13 protein-coding genes and 1 tRNA gene are annotated in these 18,726 nt (G+C 38.2%); 9 read left to right on the top strand and 5 right to left on the bottom strand.

Annotation, left to right across the window (positions count from 1 at the left end; all coding sequences use genetic code 11):
* Nucleotides 1–8 precede the first annotated feature (8 nt).
* The gene (locus ACHUE4_RS10300; protein WP_394189662.1) at nt 9–2,036 is read right to left on the bottom strand and encodes a sensor domain-containing protein; all 2,028 of its coding nucleotides are present in this window, start codon (nt 2,034–2,036) and stop codon (nt 9–11) included.
* A 346-nt stretch (nt 2,037–2,382) separates the two neighbouring features.
* Between ACHUE4_RS10300 and ACHUE4_RS10295 the strand changes: the two genes are divergently transcribed.
* The 4 genes from ACHUE4_RS10295 to ACHUE4_RS10280 all read left to right on the top strand — a co-directional run bounded on the left by ACHUE4_RS10295 (nt 2,383) and on the right by ACHUE4_RS10280 (nt 9,457).
* The gene (locus ACHUE4_RS10295) at nt 2,383–3,276 is read left to right on the top strand and encodes a DMT family transporter (protein ID WP_394189660.1); all 894 of its coding nucleotides are present in this window, start codon (nt 2,383–2,385) and stop codon (nt 3,274–3,276) included.
* Between the two features lie 49 nt (nt 3,277–3,325).
* On the top strand, nt 3,326–5,164 hold the full coding sequence (locus tag ACHUE4_RS10290; protein ID WP_394189658.1) for a methyl-accepting chemotaxis protein: 1,839 nt from the start codon (nt 3,326–3,328) through the stop codon (nt 5,162–5,164).
* Nucleotides 5,165–5,910: 746 nt separating this feature from the next.
* The gene (locus ACHUE4_RS10285; RefSeq protein WP_394189656.1) at nt 5,911–7,653 is read left to right on the top strand and encodes an ABC transporter ATP-binding protein; all 1,743 of its coding nucleotides are present in this window, start codon (nt 5,911–5,913) and stop codon (nt 7,651–7,653) included.
* Nucleotides 7,634–9,457 (top strand): ABC transporter ATP-binding protein, encoded by a 1,824-nt coding sequence (locus tag ACHUE4_RS10280; RefSeq protein WP_394189654.1) that lies wholly within the window; start codon nt 7,634–7,636, stop codon nt 9,455–9,457. The genes ACHUE4_RS10285 and ACHUE4_RS10280 overlap by 20 nt, the downstream gene beginning before the upstream one ends.
* Nucleotides 9,458–9,493: 36 nt before the next feature.
* Here ACHUE4_RS10280 and ACHUE4_RS10275 read toward each other — a convergent pair whose 3' ends face one another.
* Nucleotides 9,494–10,561 carry an acyltransferase family protein gene (locus ACHUE4_RS10275; RefSeq protein ID WP_394189652.1) on the bottom strand — a complete coding sequence of 356 codons (1,068 nt, stop codon included), beginning with the start codon at nt 10,559–10,561 and terminating at the stop codon, nt 9,494–9,496.
* Nucleotides 10,562–10,682: 121 nt separating this feature from the next.
* Here ACHUE4_RS10275 and ACHUE4_RS10270 point away from each other — a divergent pair, with 121 nt between their 5' ends.
* Nucleotides 10,683–11,552 (top strand): GNAT family N-acetyltransferase, encoded by an 870-nt coding sequence (locus tag ACHUE4_RS10270; RefSeq protein ID WP_394189650.1) that lies wholly within the window; start codon nt 10,683–10,685, stop codon nt 11,550–11,552.
* Nucleotides 11,553–11,629: 77 nt separating this feature from the next.
* Entirely contained in the window at nt 11,630–11,857 is a 228-nt protein-coding gene (locus ACHUE4_RS10265) for a hypothetical protein (protein WP_394189648.1), read from the top strand.
* Nucleotides 11,858–11,964: 107 nt separating this feature from the next.
* On the opposite strand, the gene ACHUE4_RS10260 is transcribed toward ACHUE4_RS10265, so the two are convergent.
* Both ACHUE4_RS10260 and helD read right to left on the bottom strand, forming a co-directional pair.
* Nucleotides 11,965–13,152 carry a GTP-binding protein gene (locus ACHUE4_RS10260; protein ID WP_394189646.1) on the bottom strand — a complete coding sequence of 396 codons (1,188 nt, stop codon included), beginning with the start codon at nt 13,150–13,152 and terminating at the stop codon, nt 11,965–11,967.
* A 124-nt stretch (nt 13,153–13,276) separates the two neighbouring features.
* On the bottom strand, nt 13,277–15,505 hold the full coding sequence (helD, locus tag ACHUE4_RS10255; protein ID WP_394189644.1) for an RNA polymerase recycling motor HelD: 2,229 nt from the start codon (nt 15,503–15,505) through the stop codon (nt 13,277–13,279).
* 301 nt (nt 15,506–15,806) lie between these two features.
* Here helD and kynA point away from each other — a divergent pair, with 301 nt between their 5' ends.
* Nucleotides 15,807–16,667, top strand: a complete 861-nt coding sequence (gene kynA, locus ACHUE4_RS10250) for a tryptophan 2,3-dioxygenase (RefSeq protein WP_394189642.1) — start codon at nt 15,807–15,809, stop codon at nt 16,665–16,667.
* 11 nt (nt 16,668–16,678) lie between these two features.
* Entirely contained in the window at nt 16,679–17,404 is a 726-nt protein-coding gene (locus ACHUE4_RS10245) for a glycerophosphodiester phosphodiesterase (protein ID WP_394189640.1), read from the top strand.
* Between the two features lie 50 nt (nt 17,405–17,454).
* Here ACHUE4_RS10245 and ACHUE4_RS10240 read toward each other — a convergent pair whose 3' ends face one another.
* On the bottom strand, nt 17,455–18,477 hold the full coding sequence (locus tag ACHUE4_RS10240; protein WP_394189799.1) for a DUF2804 domain-containing protein: 1,023 nt from the start codon (nt 18,475–18,477) through the stop codon (nt 17,455–17,457).
* Nucleotides 18,478–18,605: 128 nt separating this feature from the next.
* On the opposite strand from ACHUE4_RS10240, the gene ACHUE4_RS10235 reads away from it, so the two are divergent.
* Nucleotides 18,606–18,678, top strand: a tRNA-Ala gene (locus ACHUE4_RS10235).
* Nucleotides 18,679–18,726 lie beyond the last annotated feature (48 nt).

The following is an 18,726-nucleotide window of genomic DNA, read 5'->3' as shown; positions in this document are numbered from 1 at the left end:
GTATAGACTCAGGAATTTTTTGATGAAATTGTTTGTTCTAAGTCATCAGATGTGACTGGGTGACCAATATAATATCCTTGCAGTGCGTCACAACCAAGTTCTTTTAATAGCTCGAACTGTTCAATTGTTTCTACACCTTCGGCTAAAACTCGAATACTCATTGATTTTCCAAACTGAATCATACCATGGACTAATTTCTGAAGCTTTTCTTGCTGCATTATTGATGATATGAAGGACTGATCAATTTTGAGTTCAGAGATTGGTAACAACTGCATGTATCTGAATGAAGCATAGCCTGTCCCAAAGTCATCTAGTACAAATGCAACGCCATCTTGTTGCAATAAACGCATTTGACGAATAATCGATTGTTCCGCTTCAGCTTCAAGTGCAAACTTTTCCGTAATTTCAATTTGCAATAGGTGAGCAGGACAACTGTATTTTTCAAGAGTTTGGCGAATTTTCTTAACCATATTATGATCACGGAATTCCCGCACAGATGAGTTAATACTCACTTTTAATGGACGACCTTCTTTTTGCCATATAGCAGCTTGTTTACAAGACTGTTCAAGCATAAACGTCCCAATATCATGAATCATACCTGACTCTTCTGCGATTGGTATTAATTCGTTAGGATGCACAGTTCCAAGCACTTCATCTTCCCAACGTACTAACGCTTCCACAGTGTTGATACTACCCGAACGGACATCAAGTTGTGGTTGATAGTAAACTTGTAAATCCTTGTGATGCAAAGCTTCTATTAATCGTTTTTCAATCGTTAATTTACGACTAAGTGCTTGGTGAGTCGATTTTGAAAGACTCACAATATTACCGCCACCATCTTGCTTTACTTTATGAATGGTTGCGTTCGATGCTTTCATTAAATGAAGGAAAGTGGATTGATCTTCCGGGTATCGTGTAATACCACCACTAATTGAAATCGGAATAGCGGTGTTGCGAATATAAATTGGATGTTGTTTTAAATACGTTAAAAATCCTTGTATGAACCACTCACTAAGAGGGGTCAGTACAACAAATTCATCCACACCAACTCTTGCAATATCGCTATCTTGGAAATACATTTTCATACGTTTAGCAAACTCAAGTAATAGAGTTGTTTCGGAATCTTCATCATGCATGTCTTTTAATGTGAAAAATTTGTCGATATCTAAAAAAACAAACGAAAAATGACGTTTTTCTTCAATGAAATTTGAAACGATATATTCCAAGCGATGACGATTCATCAAATTGGTCTCGGGATCAACGTAAGCGATTTGCTCGAGATGCGTTTGAAGCCGTTTCTTCTCTGTAATATCTTTTTCTAAAATACAATAGTACATTGTGTCATTAGAAGATGCAGTTACAGGAATGGCCGTCATTTCAACCCAATAAGTTTCCCCATCTTTCGTAATCTTCTCAACCGAACCTTGCCACACTCGATTACTCTTTAATGAAGTCCAAATTGTATTGGCAAACATTTCACCAGTTCCTGGAGGGAATAATTGCCAAAAGGATTTCCCTACAACTCTTTTTGGTGTCCATTTACTCGTTTTTAAAAATAAATCATTTGCATAAATAATTAGACCTTCTTCATCAATATACGTAAGCATAAATGTTTGGTCCAAACCGTTCTTAATACTCGCCAATTCCTGAGCGCCGGTCGTGTCATTGGTAATTGTTGAATTATATTGTTCAAATAAAAACATAACGCATCTCTCGTTATCTATCGTTAACGATTTTAAAACAGCAGAAACGGGAACTTCTTCTCCCTGCTTTGTATGTAAAAGAAAATCTTCAAATCGAATAGGATCGATACTTCTAAGCACTTGATCCCAAGTAGCCTTATGCATCGCCGATTTCTCTTCTTCGATAAAAGGATAAAATTGGCCAACGACCTCATCTGCCCGATAGCCAAAAGTTTTTTCGGCTTCTCGACTCCACCAAAGAACAATCCCTTCTTTAGTTGTCAGCATCATTGGAAATGGTACGTGGTTAAATACTTCGTTCCCTGATTCCAATATTTGTTGCAATCGATTCATATTTAAGGACTCCTTGTAAACCATACTATTTTATATTATAAAGAAGTCTTACGATTACGTCATTAATTTGAAAAAAGTTTATTCTGAAAAATAGAGAAATAAATATTTTTGTATAACGATTTTTGTGTGAATTTGTTAATTGAGGCTTTTATTTAATTAAAATTGGAGTTATCTAACATGGCACAAAGCTAGTTGTCTGAGTAAAAAGTGAATTGGTTTTCCATAGATTTAAGTTTTACCATTAAAATTGTCGATAAAAGGTTGGAAATAAAATATTTTTAATAAACTGAGAATTTATCTGTGAGAAGAGTAGGATATAAGTTATGATATATAGGTAGGTGGTCGCATGGAACGGTTAAAAGGTATTGGATTGATTGTCACAGGCGCAATGTTATGGGGTGCAACCGGGCCTCTAATGGAATGGATCTTAAATAATTCACCACTGTCAGTGGCATTTATGTTGACCTTGCGATTATTTATTGCAGGATTCGGTTTACTTTTATTTTTAAGTTTTCAAAAGAAGGATATTTATCAAATTTTGAAAGATTCTTATTGGGTTAAACGTCTCTTAATTTTTGCGGTGTTCGGCATGCTTGGCGTTCAATTCTCTTTTGTAGCTGCTATAGAAGCTAGTAATGCAGTAGTTGCAACACTGCTTCAGTTTTTAGCACCCATTTTTGTCATCCTATTCGTCTCTTTGAGATTGAAGAAATGGCCGCCATCAATACAGGTGATTGGAATTATCGGGACGTTATTTGGCTTATTTTTGCTATTAACTAATGGCACATTGTCAACGCTCCTTATTAGTCCAGTTGCCACTGCTTGGGGAATCGCTGTTGGGTTTTCTTTTGCTTTTTATATTCTATATCCCACCGCTTTAATGAAAGAATGGGGCGTTATATTAGTTGTGGGTTGGTCAATGTTAATGGGCGGAATTATTTTGGGTGTTGTAACAAGAATCTGGGAATCATCTGAGTGGATTTATTTGATGGATTTGAAGTTAGTCTTGTTGCTACTAACAATTATTATTTTCGGTACGTTAGCATTTGTTTTATTCCTAAGCAGCATGAAATACATTTCAGCTACAGAAACAAGCATTCTTTCAAGCATTGAGCCTTTAACCGCAATGGTGATTTCAGTCATTTGGTTAAATCAACTTCTAGGCATGTGGCAATGGGTAGGTGCAATATGCATGTTGTTTTTTGTCACATGGTTATCAATTTCCGGTAAAAAATCGTAAAGTTTTGCCGATACAATTATTATGACACGAGGAAGCAGGGACTAATATTATGAGTAAATTAAAAAGAAATCCATTCAAAAGCTCTAAAGTCAAAGTACCCAAAGTACCAAAAGTTAAAAAAGTGAAAGAACCAAGAGTTGGACTTTCAAAATTTAAGATGAAAGCTCCGAAATTCGGAAAATATAATGCTAGATTTAACATTCGAAAAAAATTGATCATCGCGTTCTCATCTATTATTCTATTATTTTTAATTTTAAGCGGAATTGCTGTTTACAGTACAATCGTGCTGAATGACAACACAAAAGAACTAAATACGCGTATTTTACCTCGAGTAGACGCAGTGAAGTCTTTAAACTATCGCATGGAAAATGTCATGAGCTTAACGCAAAGACATGTTCTATCAACTGATGTAACAGTTAAAAGAGAAACGTCAGAACGCATTGATGCGCAAGTTCAAGAAATTAATACGTTGCTTGAAAGCTACGGGAAATTGCTTCAAGATCCAATGGCCATTAATTTACATGAAGATATTGTGAAGAAATGGGATCAATACATAGAGAAAAATGAACAAGTGCAAGTGTTTAGTACGAAAGATAATACAAACCGTGCAGTGGCACTAACTTACGAAGGTAATGTTCAATATGATTCTATCCAAAGAACATTGGATGAGTTAGTGTTTATTGATTTAGAAGAAGCTGAAAGACTGGAAGCAAAAAGCAGCAGTACGTTCAATGGCGTTATGCTAGCCCTTATTATAAGTATTTTGTTTGCTATTCTTGCAACTGTGGCGATTGCCGCTTTCTTAACTCGTTTAATTCGTAAACCGATTGGATTGTTAATGGATCGATTTAAAGCGATGTCAAATGGGGACTTAACGGTAGATCAAATACAAATCAAGAATAGAGATGAATTTGGTGATTTAGCTGGGCATTTTAATACAATGCTAATGACTCTTCAAAAGCTTGTAAAAGATCTACAAGCATCTATTTCAACAGTTGCGATTTCGGCTGAACAAGTTTCAATGAGTGCATCTGAAACGAGTCGCGCAACAGAGCAAATTACAGAATCGATGGCTGATGTATCGGAAGGTGCTGACGTCCAAGCTGAATCTGTTCGTCATGTAAGAGAATCGATTGGTGAAATGTCGACAGGTATGGAACAAGCTTCCGTAGCGATTCAAGACGTTTCAGATAAAGCTGTATCAACGACTGAGTTAACAACGACGGGTCTTCATGTAATGGAGGAAACACGTCAGAAGATGAATGAAATCCGACTTGTTTCTGAAAAAACGGCAGATGTCGTAAGTGGATTAAGTGTGAAATCCGAAGAAATTGGTCAAATTGTCGGTCTTATCACTGCTATTGCGGAACAAACGAATTTATTGGCATTAAATGCAGCAATTGAAGCTGCTCGTGCTGGAGATCATGGACGAGGATTTGCGGTTGTAGCAGATGAGGTTCGAAAACTTGCTGAGCAATCTGCAAATGCTGCAAAAGATATTAACTCTCGAATTGGATCAATTCAACACGAAGTTAAAGAAGCCATCGTGTCTATGCAAGGTTCAACGAAAGAAGTCGCGCTGGGAATTGGCTTAGCTGAAAAATCGAGTGAAAGCTATGACGAGATTGCCAAGATGATTGGCGAAGTTTCTGCTCAAACAGAAGAAATCACAGCTATCTTCCAACAAATGAATGCATCAGCTCATCAAATGGAAGGACGCGTTCGTGAAGTTGAATCTCTTTCAACTGAAGCATCTGAACGTGCTCAAACAGTTGCAGCGGCAGCAGAAGAACAAAATGCATCGATGGAAGAAATCACATCTTCAGCAGATGTATTGAACGGACTTTCAGGAGAACTGAAACAACTCGTACAACAATTTAAGATTTAATGTGGGTGGGCTCCTTCTGAAAAGAGGGGGCTCTTCTTTTTGGTTAATTACAACCAATATATCGAAAATTCTAACTGAGATGGCCAAAATTTTAACTGAGAACGTCAAAACTCTAACCTAGAACCCAAAAATTCTAACTGAGAGACTGCTCACCAACAGGAATACCCGCGACGCGCAGGCGAGCGGGGCTATATAAGATTTTCAAAACCTGATTTGGACTGCCCGCAATGCTTGGCAGTCGTTTTTTGTTGGTGAAGCAATGTACATTTTGCAACTTCTAACAATTACAACTGAGATGTCGATTTTTCTAACTGAGATGGACAGAATTCTAACTGAGAACGTCAAAATTCTAACCAAGAACCCCGGAATTCTAACTGAGCGACCGCTCACCAACAGGAACACCCGCGACGCGCAGGCGAGCGGGGCTATATAAGATCAGTAAAACCTAATGTGGACTGCCCGCAATGCTTGGCAGTCGTTTTTTGTTGGTGAAGCTTTGTACATTTTGCAACTTCTAACAATTACAACTGAGATGTCGATTTTTCTAACTGAGATGGCCAAAATTCTAACTGAGAACGTCAAAATTCTAACCAAGAACCCCAAAATTCAAACTGAGCGACTGCTCACTCACAAAAAATGCATATTTATCGTGTCGATAAGATACCCCAATCCTGTTCATTGTGGCATAATGGGAACAATCAGATAATTAATTCGTAGAGCGAAGAAGTTTCAGGAGGCACAATGATATGAAAACCGTCTTTTCGTATGTAAAACCATATAAATGGCCAATAGCTGTAGCACTATTCCTTATGCTTACAGAGCTTGCGGTCGAACTTGTCCAGCCATTGTTAATAGCTAAAATAATTGATGATGGCATTTTAAAGCAGGACCAATCGGTCATTTGGGTTTGGGGATCCGTGATGATGGGGATGGCTTTTTTAGCGTTTCTATCAGGTGCGACAAACTCTTACTTTGCTTCCCATGCGGCGCAAAGCTTTGCGTTTGATTTAAGAAGTGCCCTTTTTAAACAAGTGCAACAATTTACGATGGCGACTTTTACACGTTTTCCATCCTCCGGTCTTATAACTCGATTGACGAGTGATGTAACAATGGTTCAAAACGTATTGTTTATGAGTCTTCGTATTATGCTTCGAGCACCACTCCTTGTGTTAGGAAGCTTAATCATGGCTTTTATTGTTAATGCATATCTTGCCATGTTTTTAGTAGTAGCAGTACCATTTCTTATTATATTTTTATACATAATGGTCAGAAAAGGGGTTACGTATTTTGCTCGCGTTCAAGTAAGTCTGGACCGAGTAAATCGCGTTCTCCAAGAAAACCTTCAAGCTGTCCGATTGATCAAAGCCTATTTACGTGGCAAATATGAGTCTTCACGGTTTGAGCAAGTATCTGGATTATTGAAAATGGATACGGTGAAAGCATTACGAATGATGGAAATCATTTTACCGCTTCTTTTATTCGTCATGAATGTCAGTTTGCTTGCAGTTTTGTGGTTTGGTGCTGATCGAATACAAACGAATGATGCTCAAATAGGAGAGCTTGTAGCGATTGTCAATTACGCGATGAGAATGACCGGTGCCTTTTCAATGTTCGCTTTTATTATCATGGCGGTTGCTCGAGCGAAGGCTTCTGCTGAACGTATGGAAGAAGTTTTGCTGGTGAATGAAGGGCTAGAACGCAATGAACAAACAGGAGAAATGAGAAAGTTTGCAAACGGAGAAATCACGTTTAAAAATGTTTCCTTTAACTATCTGAATACGAAGGAACCTGTATTAAAAGACATTAATTTCTCGATGAAATCAGGTGAAAAGCTCGCCATAATGGGAGCGACTGGTTCTGGTAAATCAACATTGCTTCAACTCATAACTCGGTTCTTTGATGTAACAAGTGGCTCGGTTGAAATCGATGGGAAAAATGTGAAGGATTGGTCTTTGGATCAACTAAGGCAAACCATTGGATTAGTTCCTCAACAGTCACTTTTATTCTCGGGAAGTATTTATCAAAACTTAGCATGGGGCAAAATAGAGGCATCGATTGAAGAGTTGGAACAAGCAGCCAAACAAGCACAAATTCATACATCTGTTGAACAATTTACAAAAGGATATGAGACACGTGTAGGACAAAAAGGTGTAAATCTCTCGGGTGGACAGAAACAGCGTTTATCTATTGCTCGAGCTCTAGTGCGTAAACCAGAGATTCTTTTGTTAGATGACAGCACGAGTGCGTTAGATGTTAAGACAGAAACTGCTCTATGGGAAGCTCTTGAAAAAGAGGATGCGACGATGTTAGTTGTGACTCAAAAAATTAGAACAGCCAAAGGAGCAGACCGTATTCTACTTCTTGATAATGGCCGAATTTCAGGGTATGGGACGCATAAAGAATTATTAAGAAGCTCTAAATTGTACCGCGAAATCGCAGAGTCTCAGCAAGAACTGGAGGTGTCTGAAAATGCGCAACATACTCTCTAAACCATTTGGCTATGAACCAGTTCTTTCGAAGGATGATATTAAACCAGTCAAAAAGAAAAAAGGTGATCGACCGAGCGATTGGCAATTTGTCTTTAAACAAATTTGGAAGTTAGTAGATGAGCAACGGTTCCTTCTCATAACAGTTTTGCTACTTGTCGTCATCAGTTCTGCACTAGCGTTAATTGGTCCTTTTCTTATCGGAAAAATTATTGATACGCATATTGTCGAAGGGGAATTTGCAGGTATGCAATCGAAGATTGTGTGGTTGATTGTCATTTATGTGTTCCTTTCTGTATCGATGTTTTTACAAAACTATTGGATGATCGGTATTGCACAACAAACGATTTATCGTATGAGAACAAGTTTGTTTGCTCATTTTCAAAAACTACCCGTTTCGTTTTTTGATAAAAGACAGCATGGGGAGTTAATGAGTCGTGTAACCAACGACATTGAGAATGTCAGTTCCACGCTCAATAGCTCATTTATACAAGTGTTTTCGAGTATATTAACGTTAACCGGAACTGTTATTGTTATGGTCATTTTGAGTCCGTTACTCACTCTTTTAACGATGACCATTATCCCCATTATGTTTATTGCCATGAAGTGGATTACTAGAAGAACAGGCAAACTATTTAAAGAGCAACAGCAAGCCGTAGGTGATTTAAATGGAATGATTGAAGAAACAATTTCAGGCCAACGAATTGTAAAAGCATTTTCACAAGAAAATCGAGTCATTGATGAATTTACGGTGAAGAGTGAACGACTTCGTAGAACCGGCTTTTGGGCTCTTACTTATTCAGGATTCATTCCGAAAGTCATGAACATGTTGAATAACGCGAGTTTTGCCATTGTGGCAGGTATTGGTGGCTTGCTTGCATTAAACGGGCATGTAACGATCGGGACGATTGTTATTTTCTCTGAATATGCGCGACAGTTTACGCGTCCTTTAAACGATTTGGCGAATCAATTTAATACGGTATTATCGGCAATTGCAGGTGCTGAGCGTGTATTTGTCATTATTGGTGAACCGATTGAGAAAGATGATGCAACCAAGTATCAAGATATGATGCTTAAGGGGAAAGTGGAGTTTGAGAATGTTTCATTTAAATATGAACAGACGGATGATGACCACACGATTCGTCATGTGAATTTCACTGTGAACCCTGGAGAAACGGCTGCTTTAGTCGGGGCTACTGGGGCTGGGAAAACGACGATTATGCAATTGTTAGCACGTTTTTATGAAGCCAATGAAGGTCAAATTCGAATAGATGATATACCAATTCAGGAGTTGCCAAGGCAAACATTAAGAAGTCAAATTGCATTCGTATTGCAGGATCCATTTTTATTCGAAGCAACCGTGAAGGAAAACATACGTTACGGGAAGCTGAATGCTACGGATGAAGAAGTGATGGAAGCTGCGAATAAAGCCAATGCACATGAATTTATTGCGAAACTGCCACTGGGGTATGACACGATCTTAACCGCGGATGGCGGAGAAATCAGTCAAGGACAAAAACAATTACTCTCAATTGCAAGAGCTCTCATCGCAGACCCTGTCATATTACTGCTAGATGAAGCCACGAGCAGTATTGATACAGTAACAGAAGTGAAGATTCAAGAAGCACTTGAACGTCTTATGGAAGGCAGAACGAGTTTCGTTATCGCACACCGTTTGAATACGATCCGACAAGCAGACGTTGTGTATGTGCTGGAACAAGGTGAGCTAGTGGAATCTGGAAATCAAGATGAGTTAATCGAAAGTAAAGGCTTGTACTACCATATGCTTGCTGAATCGAAAATTTAAAAAGAAGGTGGACTCAATTTGAGCTCCACCTTCTTTTTAGTTTGGTAATGGGGTTGGTGTAATCCGTTTTCTTCTTTTAGGATTAAAGCCGCCAAGGAATAAACGACCATGAGGCACAAGTTTTTGAATGACAATCGAAGCAACGATTGGCACAATAAGCCCGAAAGCAGTAAAGCCAATTAAGCCGTATTCAAAGTAATCGTTCAACACGATATCGGTGAAAATATGCAAATACATAATTGAAATCGAGTGTTTCTCAATATTTTGTAACCAGGAAAGTGAAATCTTTGCTGTAATGCGTTGCATTAAGCCGACGAAAACTAACGTGATTGATATGGGAATGAGTAAATCGAGCGTAAAGTGTTCATAACGTAAAAACTTCATACTTAAATGATAATCAATGACCTTGTACCAATCCAAAGTAACTGCTGAAATACTAACTATTAAACCAGCAATGAACCAAGGTGTGGTGATATTCATCCAAATATGTTTCATATAGTACCCGAGTGCGAAATAGACGACCGCCATAAGTGCTACATCGATATTCCAAATCATTGGGATTGTTTGAGAAGCTTCGTCTGGTGCACCGCCAATCACGCGCATTGCAAACAAACTTTCAATATGTGCAATTAGATAGAATACCGACAAAATAATAATCTGTTTCGTACGATTGAAATACTTAGTCATCCATAAGAAAAACAAGAATGTAAAGAATAGTGTAGTGACAAACCAAAACACGCCATAAGCTCCACGTGCGAAACGCCCACCAATTACGAGTGTCCATAAGTCATTCAAGTACCATGAAAGCTCCATATTTCCTGAACCGATTTCCATCCCATAACGGATAACAGTAATCGTTACAAGGAAAAACAAATATGGTACGATAAGCTGCATAAAGCGTTTGTAGATGACTTCTTTGGATTTGCCTTTTTCCAAAACAGGCTTAAAAAATAGCCCACTTAACAGGAAAAACGCAGGCATATGAAACCAATATATATACTTTCCTAATGGGAAATCTAATTGTCCTGGATAATGTCCAATGACGACTAAAATCATCAAAAATCCTTTTGTGACATCTACCCAATTTAAACGTTTCTTCTCCATGTGAAGGCTCCTTAAAATATCAAACTTTTGTTATTATATAGCCTTTTTCATAGAGAAATAAACCGTTGTTATGAATTTGACACGGGCTTGACATACAAATGATAGAAAGGTGGAAAATTGTGTGGATATTTCCTTAATGACTGTTTCATTTCCTATCGACCAAGAAACAGCGAGAGAAATCATGGAACTCATTCAATTAACTGAAAAACAGGACCAGCTTTCATATGAGCAAGTACTTAATCTGTATGCGATGACAGATGAATCTGTCAAAGGGTTTGCAGTTGTAGCGTATGATGAAGAAGTATTAGTTGGAGTCGTATCCGCTATTGATATGATTGGTGTTCATTCTTATGAATGGAGCGCACTTGTGCATCCAAGTTATCGAAAGCAAGGAATTGGCAAAGCTTTAGTTTCGGCTTTGAATAAAAATCTTGAAATGCGTGGGGCAGAATCAGAGTTAGCACTCGCGATTAAAGACGCACCGAATGCCAAGCAATTTTTAGATTCATTAAATTACGAATGGAATTTCTCGGAAGCAACTATGCAAGCAGCCCCTGCTGAACAGAAATCAGATAGACAAGTTCACGTGCAACCTTTAACAAATGAGCATGATGAAATTACGCAAATACTCATGAATGCATTTGGAGATATAGAAGAAGAAGTACACACACTATTGAATTTCAATGAGTCAAATCCGAGTCGCCATGTATACGTTGCAAAGATGAATGAGATTTGCGTAGGAACTGTAACAGTTGTTGAAGACGATCAGTCGTTTTGGATTACTGCGCTTGCAACAGATCCGTCTAAACGAGGTCAAGGCATCGGTTCTGCCATCTTGCATTTTGTATTGGCAGAAGCGAAAAATCGAGAAGTAGAAAAGGTTATGCTGGATGTAGAAATCGATAATGCTGGAGCACTTTCCATCTACGAAAAAGCAGGATTTAAAACGAATTTACAAGTAGATTATTACGTAAAAACCACCACTAATTAGAGTGGTGGTTCAGACTTTAAATAAATAATAATTGTTGATTTTCATTGCAGCGGACGCTTTCCGCGGAGGCCAACAGGATGTTGGTTTCAAAGACGTTGCCACATGATGTGGCGTTTTTAGTCTTTGACCCTCAAAGTCTTCAGTTCGTGCTGATTCCGCCGGAGTCGCCGCCTCCATTCCAATCAACTAAAATTGTTGTAAATATGAATTTAATTATGTGTTTTTTTCACAAATTTACTTCTGAAATTAGCAATTATACCGGTGCTGTAAGCCTGAATCTGCAAACTATTCTTTTAGGAAAGTGATTGGCTATTTCTGAAGACTCCTGCGGAAAACCGAAACACGCTAGACCCCACAGGCAACGAATTTATTTTCAAACCACCACTAATTAAAGTGGTGGTTTTTATACGTTTTAATTAGCAGCGACAAACGGTGGAAGGGGATCTTGGAACTTTGTCCAGTCACTCTTCATTTCTTCATCAGTTAATAAGCAATCATCAAGTTGCGATTCAATCTCAGATTGATCCATATCGAGTCCAATCCAAACCATTTCCGTTTGTCGATCTCCGTGTATATCATGCCAATTTAAGCTAATCGTTTCATCTTCAGCCATAATTTGCTTTTGTTCTGCTTTTGATAAACTTGCAATCCAATAGCCAGCTCCTTGGAATTGCAAAGAGTTTCCTGCCTGGGAAAGTAGACCGGCCATCTTATTTCTTGTAGCAAGCCAGAAAAACCCCTTCGAGCGAACGATTTCTTGCGGGAATGCACTAAGCCAAGCATTCCATCTCTCTGGATGAAAGGGACGTTTGCGTTTATAAACAAATGAACTGATTCCATATTCATCTGTTTCTGGAATATGTTCTTCGTTTAACTCCTTCATCCAACCAGCAGATTGACTTGATTTTTCAAAGTCGAATAAATTTTGATTGAAGATTTCAGAAGGATTTACAACCCCATTTTGAATAGGGATTAAAAGTGCATCTGGGTTCATTTTTGTCAAAAAGGATTTAAATGCTTGTACATATTCGGTAGACACTAAATCGGTCTTGCTGATTAAAATGATATTTGCAAATTCAATTTGATCGATTAATAAATCAGATACATCACGTACGTCATGTTCGTCATCCGTTTGTTTTCGCTCCAAGAGGGATTCTCCGCTTTCATAATCACTCCAAAAACGAAAAGCATCTACTACTGTAATCATACTGTCTAAGCGACAATATTTTGAAAGGTCAATCCCGACTTCCTCGTCAATGTATGTAAACGTTTGTGCCACTGGAATAGGTTCGGAAATTCCCGTAGATTCAATAAGAATGGCATCAATATTTCCTTGTTTTGCTAGTTTCTCAACTTCAATCATTAAGTCTTCACGTAATGTGCAACAAATGCACCCATTCGTTAACTCAACTAATTTTTCTTCTGTTCGAGAAAATCCTTTGTTTTGTATTAATTGTGAATCAATATTAATTTCACTCATATCATTCACAATAACTGCGATTTTCTTTCCTTCTTTATTTGCTAACAAATGATTCATAACCGTAGTTTTACCTGCCCCTAAGTATCCGCTTAAGACTGTAACGGGAATTTGATTATTCATACTTTCACTCCTTAAACCTAAATAGTAATCATTACGATTTAAAGATACACGTATTTTTATAAGGTTGCAAGAGTAAATAAAAAAACCGCTTCTTCAAGTTAAGAAGGAAGCGGCTAAAAGTCTTTTAATTATTCAATAGAAAATGTGAATAACTCGGTCCAATTAAATGAAGTTCATGCATGGGTCTAGTCATAGCCACATACAAAAGTTTGCGATCGATTGAATGGGCTCTAAAAGGTTCGTCAAGAGCCGTCACCAGAACAGCGTCGAACTCTAATCCTTTTGCCAAATGACTCGGAACAATTAATAACTTCTGCTGATCAATGTCAGAGTGATCGGTTAATAATTGAACCGGAAATTCCTCGTTTAATATATGTGCAACACGAGCAGCTTCCTTTGTGGTCTTACAAATCAGTGCGATGGAATGATGCCCACGCTCTCTTATTTCAGTCAGTAAACTCGCTATTTTCTTTGCATCAATTTCTTTCATTTCATGAAAAACTGGTGGAATGCCATGGCGAACTACGGGTTCAACAAGTGGCAACTCTTCCTCCATTTGAAGCAAAATGGTATTCGCCATTTCCATTATTTCAATCGTTGTTCGATAACTCTTTTGGAGAGTCGTATAGGTCGCTCTAGGGAACAGTTCGACAACTGGATCCCATGAAGTTAACGCTCGGTAACTGTGAATACCTTGGGCTAAATCGCCGACCATTGTGAACATATCCGTATCCAGTCCTTCTTTTAAAGCAGCTAGTTGGAAAATGCTATAGTCTTGCACTTCATCAATAAAAACTACACGCATTTTCCATTGGTCAGAAATTCCTTTTACTTTTGAATGAAGATAGTAAAGGGGAGCTAAATCTTCTAATTCCCAAGTATCGCGAACATGATGCTGATGGAAAGCTTGAAGTTGCTCTTCGTTCCAACTCGATGCATACAATTCAAAAAATACGGAATCACTTACGAATTTCCGATACATCGTTTTGATGGAAGCTTTTTTGAAACGTCTCATATAAACCGAAGCGGTTGATTTAGATTCTTTTTCAATTAATGGAATACGTCGATCGCGTTCATCAATGAATTTTGTCACTTCGGATTTCCGTTTTGCGTCATCCCGTATGCCAAAGAGTGCTTTGTCTAATGCATCATCGTATTTTTGATTTAACATCAACAAAATTTCTTTCTTTTTTTGGCGAACATGTGAAAGTAAGATGGTTTTAATTCGTTCCAACCGTTTTTCGATTGGCATATAAGCGAAATCTACCAGAAATAGTTTCTTAAGACGAGCACCCTTCATGATTCGATATTTTTCAATGAAAATATCTTCAAATTGAGCGGCGATTTCTTTTTCGTAATTAGTTACATACAAATCGAGTAAACCCCTATAGTCTAAGGAGCCTTTCATTTGTGAAAGCCAAAGCATCTGCGCATCTGGAACTGTTTGCTCTGTCAATGCAGCTAATTTTAAATTGGAATCAGATAATTTCACTTTAATACCAGTTGCTTGTAAGACGTAATCAGCATAGGTGGTTTGACAAATTTGACTAACACCGAGTTCAGGCAAAACATCGGCAATATAGTCCATGAATAATTTAGAAGGGGCGAGAATCATTAATTTGTCGGCAGGAAAGTGTTCACCCATTGTGTAGAGGAAGTAAGAAATACGATGCAGTGCAATCGTTGTTTTCCCACTACCGGCCGCACCCTGAACGAGAATAGGTTGTTTTAAGTGTGCACGAATAATTTCATTTTGTTCTGCCTGAATAGTTGAAACAATCTCAGTAAGGCGAACGTCCGCTTTCCCGGCTAGTGCATCTTGAAGCAATTCGTCATTGGTTGTTAAATCGATATCACGAACGGATTGAAGTTCGCCTTGTTCAATTATGTATTGCCGTTTTGAAAATAAATGACCAGAAAACCGTTCTTCACGGACATCATACTCGATGTCGCCGAGTCGTCCATCGTAGTAAACGTTTGCGACGGGAGAGCGCCAATCAACAATAATCGGTTCTTGTGTTTCGCGATGGAATAAAGAGGTTTTTCCGATATACAACATTTCACTGTCTTCGCCATCTTTTTGAAAGTGAATGCGCGCAAAATAAGGCTTTTGCTGAATAGCTTCGAGTCCTTCTTTTTGAGACCGAGCCATTTCAAAAAACCGAGCATTCGTTAAAATATTCATATAACTTAAACTGGAATCTAAGTAATCCAAATCGGCCATGGCGTGACGAATATTTTCTTGCGCAGATTTCACATCGCGCATGGATTCGTCGAGGAGTTGTTTCATATAGTGTTTGGTGTAAGTCAGGCGCTCTTGCTCTTGTTCAAAATCAGGATGTTTCTGTGTCATACAGTCCTCCGATATTTTGATTTTTGCGTCCTGCAATTCGTGATGGGTTCTTAAAGTAATGCTTAAAGCGACAGCTAACATCTTTAACTTCGAACCGTTGTCTTGGTAGAAATAAAGATACGCTTTTAGCAATACAAGTGATGTTGGGGTTTGAAAACAGAATTGAATCTTATCATATGAAATTAACAAGAGCAAGTAGAATTTTCAATAAATTGCAAGAACTCTGTTAATGTGGAAAGATGCATGTCATAATCTAAGTAGATGAGATCGAGACGAAGTTGAGCTGAAGGAGATTGAAAACATGGAAAAGCCAAAAATGGATCATGGTCAAAACTTTGCTGCTCAAGGAGAAGCGGGACTACATACAGATTTTAAAGAAAATATGACATATGGTGAATACCTTCATTTAGATAAACTATTATCAGCACAAGATGGATTAACGAACCATCATGATGAACCATTATTTATCATGATTCATCAAGTGTCAGAGTTGTGGATGAAACTAATATTGCATGAGTTAGGTGGAGCTATTGCTCATATTGAAAAGGATGAAGTGCAACCAGCACTGAAACAATTGGCTCGTGTATCAAAAATACAAGCTCAAATTATACAAGCCTGGGATGTCCTATCTACATTGACGCCAGCAGAATACATGGAATTTAGATCATCTCTAGGAAATGCTAGCGGTTTCCAGTCTTATCAGTATCGCATGATTGAATTTGCTTTAGGGTACAAAACGAAGCATGTTCTTAAAATATATGAAAAAGATGAAGAATTGCTGGGCATTTTAACAAAGGCATTTAATCAACCTGGGCTTTATGACGTAGCGATTCGTAAACTAGCACGCAGCGGCTTGCCTATTGATGAACAGATTTTAAATCGTGATGTTTCAAGCCCATACGAACCAAATTCTAGTGTTTTAGAAGCATGGAAAACGGTCTATCGAGATGTAGACTCATATTGGGAACTGTATCAATTAGCTGAGAAATTGGTTGATATTGAAGACTGGTTACAGCAATGGCGTTTCCGTCATATGAAGACAGTTGAACGAATCATTGGGTTTAAAACAGGTACGGGTGGTTCATCAGGAGTTCATTACTTGAAAAAAGTGTTAGATCAATATTTCTTCCCAGAGCTGTGGACTTTACGGACAGAAATTTAAGGGGTGACAGGATGAAAATTTATGCACATCGAGGTTCATCGGGAACACATCCGGAAAATACAATCCCAGCTTTCAATGCAGCGGCTAAACTTCCGATTTTCGGCGTCGAGCTGGATGTACATTTAACGAAAGATGGGGAGCTTGTCGTTATTCATGACGAGTCCATCGACCGCACTTCTACGGGCACAGGTAATGTGAAAGACTTAACGTTAGCTGAACTTAGAGCACATGATTACGGCAGTTGGTTTTCATCAGAATTTGCAAATGAATCAATTCCAACATTAAAAGAAGTGTTGCATGTTTTTAAAGACACATCTCACCATATTAACATTGAACTAAAGTCAGATATTTTTCCATATGAAGGACTAGGCAATAAGGTATTACATGAAATTGAATCACTAGGAATAGCAGACAGAGTCGTAGTATCTTCTTTCGATCATGAAGCAATTCGTGAGTTTAAGAAGAGTGCGCCTCATATAGAAGTCGCTTTATTGACGATGGAAGTATTAGTGGATGCATATGATTATGCTCGGTTTATTCCATCAGATGCACTTCATATTTTTTTACCAGCAGCGATGCGAAAAATGACAAAAGAAGCTTTGCTAAAGGGTTCCATCATTCGCGTTTTTACTGTAAATGAAATCGAGCACGCTCAAGCATTGCATGAGATAGGTGTTCACGCAATCTTTACAGATTACCCTGAAAAGATGATGAATTTTATTGGTCAACACAATTAAAGAAATTAAAAAAATCCTCATTGCCTTTAACGGGCAGTGAGGATTTTCATTTACCATTTAGCTAAATGTTCTTCAGAACTTCCAAGCATTTGAGTGATGGCTAAGCTTGACCCATCTTCTAAATTCAAAACACCGTTGAAGTAACCGACGAGTTGATGCACTGAAGATGTGACTAAACGTGCGTCCGTTTTAGCGACACGTTTGAAAAAGGGAGTAAATGTTAAGTCAACGTCCTTAGAAAATTTAGTTCGAATGCGCCATGGTTTCATAAAATCATTCTGATCATACTCAAATAATACATCTTCATGAATTTTAGTCATTCTTCCATCCACGAAAATTGCATTTTCTGTCATCCCAGTTCCATCGGTCCATTTCCCACCAAAGTTTAAGCCAATGCGCTGATCCCCAACTTTTTGTGAAGCCATCGCCCAGTTCCAATGTGCAGATCTCGGCCAAACTCCGCGTCCATAATCTAAAACGGCGAAGCTTTCTTCTGGGTTAAATGTATAACGTTTTTCTCCAATTTTCACAAAGCCACTTGTTGGAAGTGTGTGATGCTTAGCAGTATGTTGGAAAAGTTGTCGATTCCATGGGATGACCACGTTTAAAGAATCATCATTTTTCGGGTGTTCAATATGCAAATCCGCATGAAGTAATTCACCATCGAAATCTGAAATTGTTACGGTCATATGTGTTTCGCCTTGCATATGTAAAAGTTGAATGCTCATATCGTTATTTGAAAATTTTACTGTTTCTAAAACCTTACTAGGCATATTAATCCGTTGTCCAAGTGGAATGGTAATTGTTTTCTCGAAAAATCTTTGAGTTTCGTAATCTAAGAAATACACGAAACAGACAGCTGCATAGTCCAGATGACTAATCGTTGCTGAGAAAAGAATATCTTCACCATACACGCACCAATAGTTCCATTTTTTCTTGCGCATAAAATGCCCAGTTAAATTGCTATCGATAATCGGCTGTCGAGCAAATCCAATGGCAGCCGGATTTAAATTCCCTTTTGAATCACATAAAGAAACTGGTGTACTGATTTCACGTTCTGCATGCTGTTGCATTTTCTGCATCTCTGACACCCTCTCGCACCTTGAATCAATTTCCATTTAAGGTATACTGTACATTGTAACAAAAATCTGAAAAAAGCGGTATTGACTCACTTTTTTATTTCTATAACGCATAGAATTTTGGGGGCTTAGCTCAGCTGGGAGAGCGTTTGCATGGCATGCAAAAGGTCGTCGGTTCGATCCCGATAGTCTCCATTTATATTATCTTCCTAAACGACAAATTAGCTTTGTCGTTTTTTTTTT

This window comes from Paenisporosarcina quisquiliarum (assembly GCF_043641925.1).
Classification (GTDB): domain Bacteria; phylum Bacillota; class Bacilli; order Bacillales_A; family Planococcaceae; genus Paenisporosarcina; species Paenisporosarcina quisquiliarum_A.
The sequence above is the reverse complement of the archived record's forward strand: the minus strand, read 5'-3'. Positions and strand labels throughout refer to the sequence as shown.

What these genes read in the sequence shown, in the direction of transcription:
- ACHUE4_RS10280 (WP_394189654.1), top strand. Translation starts at nt 7,634, where the DNA reads ATGCGCAACATACTCTCTAAACCATTTGGCTATGAACCAGTTCTTTCG.
- ACHUE4_RS10275 (WP_394189652.1), bottom strand. Translation starts at nt 10,561, where the DNA reads ATGGAGAAGAAACGTTTAAATTGGGTAGATGTCACAAAAGGATTTTTG.
- ACHUE4_RS10265 (WP_394189648.1), top strand. Translation starts at nt 11,630, where the DNA reads ATGTTGGTTTCAAAGACGTTGCCACATGATGTGGCGTTTTTAGTCTTT.
- ACHUE4_RS10295 (WP_394189660.1), top strand. Translation starts at nt 2,383, where the DNA reads ATGGAACGGTTAAAAGGTATTGGATTGATTGTCACAGGCGCAATGTTA.
- ACHUE4_RS10300 (WP_394189662.1), bottom strand. Translation starts at nt 2,036, where the DNA reads ATGAATCGATTGCAACAAATATTGGAATCAGGGAACGAAGTATTTAAC.
- ACHUE4_RS10245 (WP_394189640.1), top strand. Translation starts at nt 16,679, where the DNA reads ATGAAAATTTATGCACATCGAGGTTCATCGGGAACACATCCGGAAAAT.
- ACHUE4_RS10240 (WP_394189799.1), bottom strand. Translation starts at nt 18,477, where the DNA reads ATGCAACAGCATGCAGAACGTGAAATCAGTACACCAGTTTCTTTATGT.
- ACHUE4_RS10285 (WP_394189656.1), top strand. Translation starts at nt 5,911, where the DNA reads ATGAAAACCGTCTTTTCGTATGTAAAACCATATAAATGGCCAATAGCT.
- kynA (WP_394189642.1), top strand. Translation starts at nt 15,807, where the DNA reads ATGGAAAAGCCAAAAATGGATCATGGTCAAAACTTTGCTGCTCAAGGA.
- ACHUE4_RS10260 (WP_394189646.1), bottom strand. Translation starts at nt 13,152, where the DNA reads ATGAATAATCAAATTCCCGTTACAGTCTTAAGCGGATACTTAGGGGCA.
- helD (WP_394189644.1), bottom strand. Translation starts at nt 15,505, where the DNA reads ATGACACAGAAACATCCTGATTTTGAACAAGAGCAAGAGCGCCTGACT.
- ACHUE4_RS10290 (WP_394189658.1), top strand. Translation starts at nt 3,326, where the DNA reads ATGAGTAAATTAAAAAGAAATCCATTCAAAAGCTCTAAAGTCAAAGTA.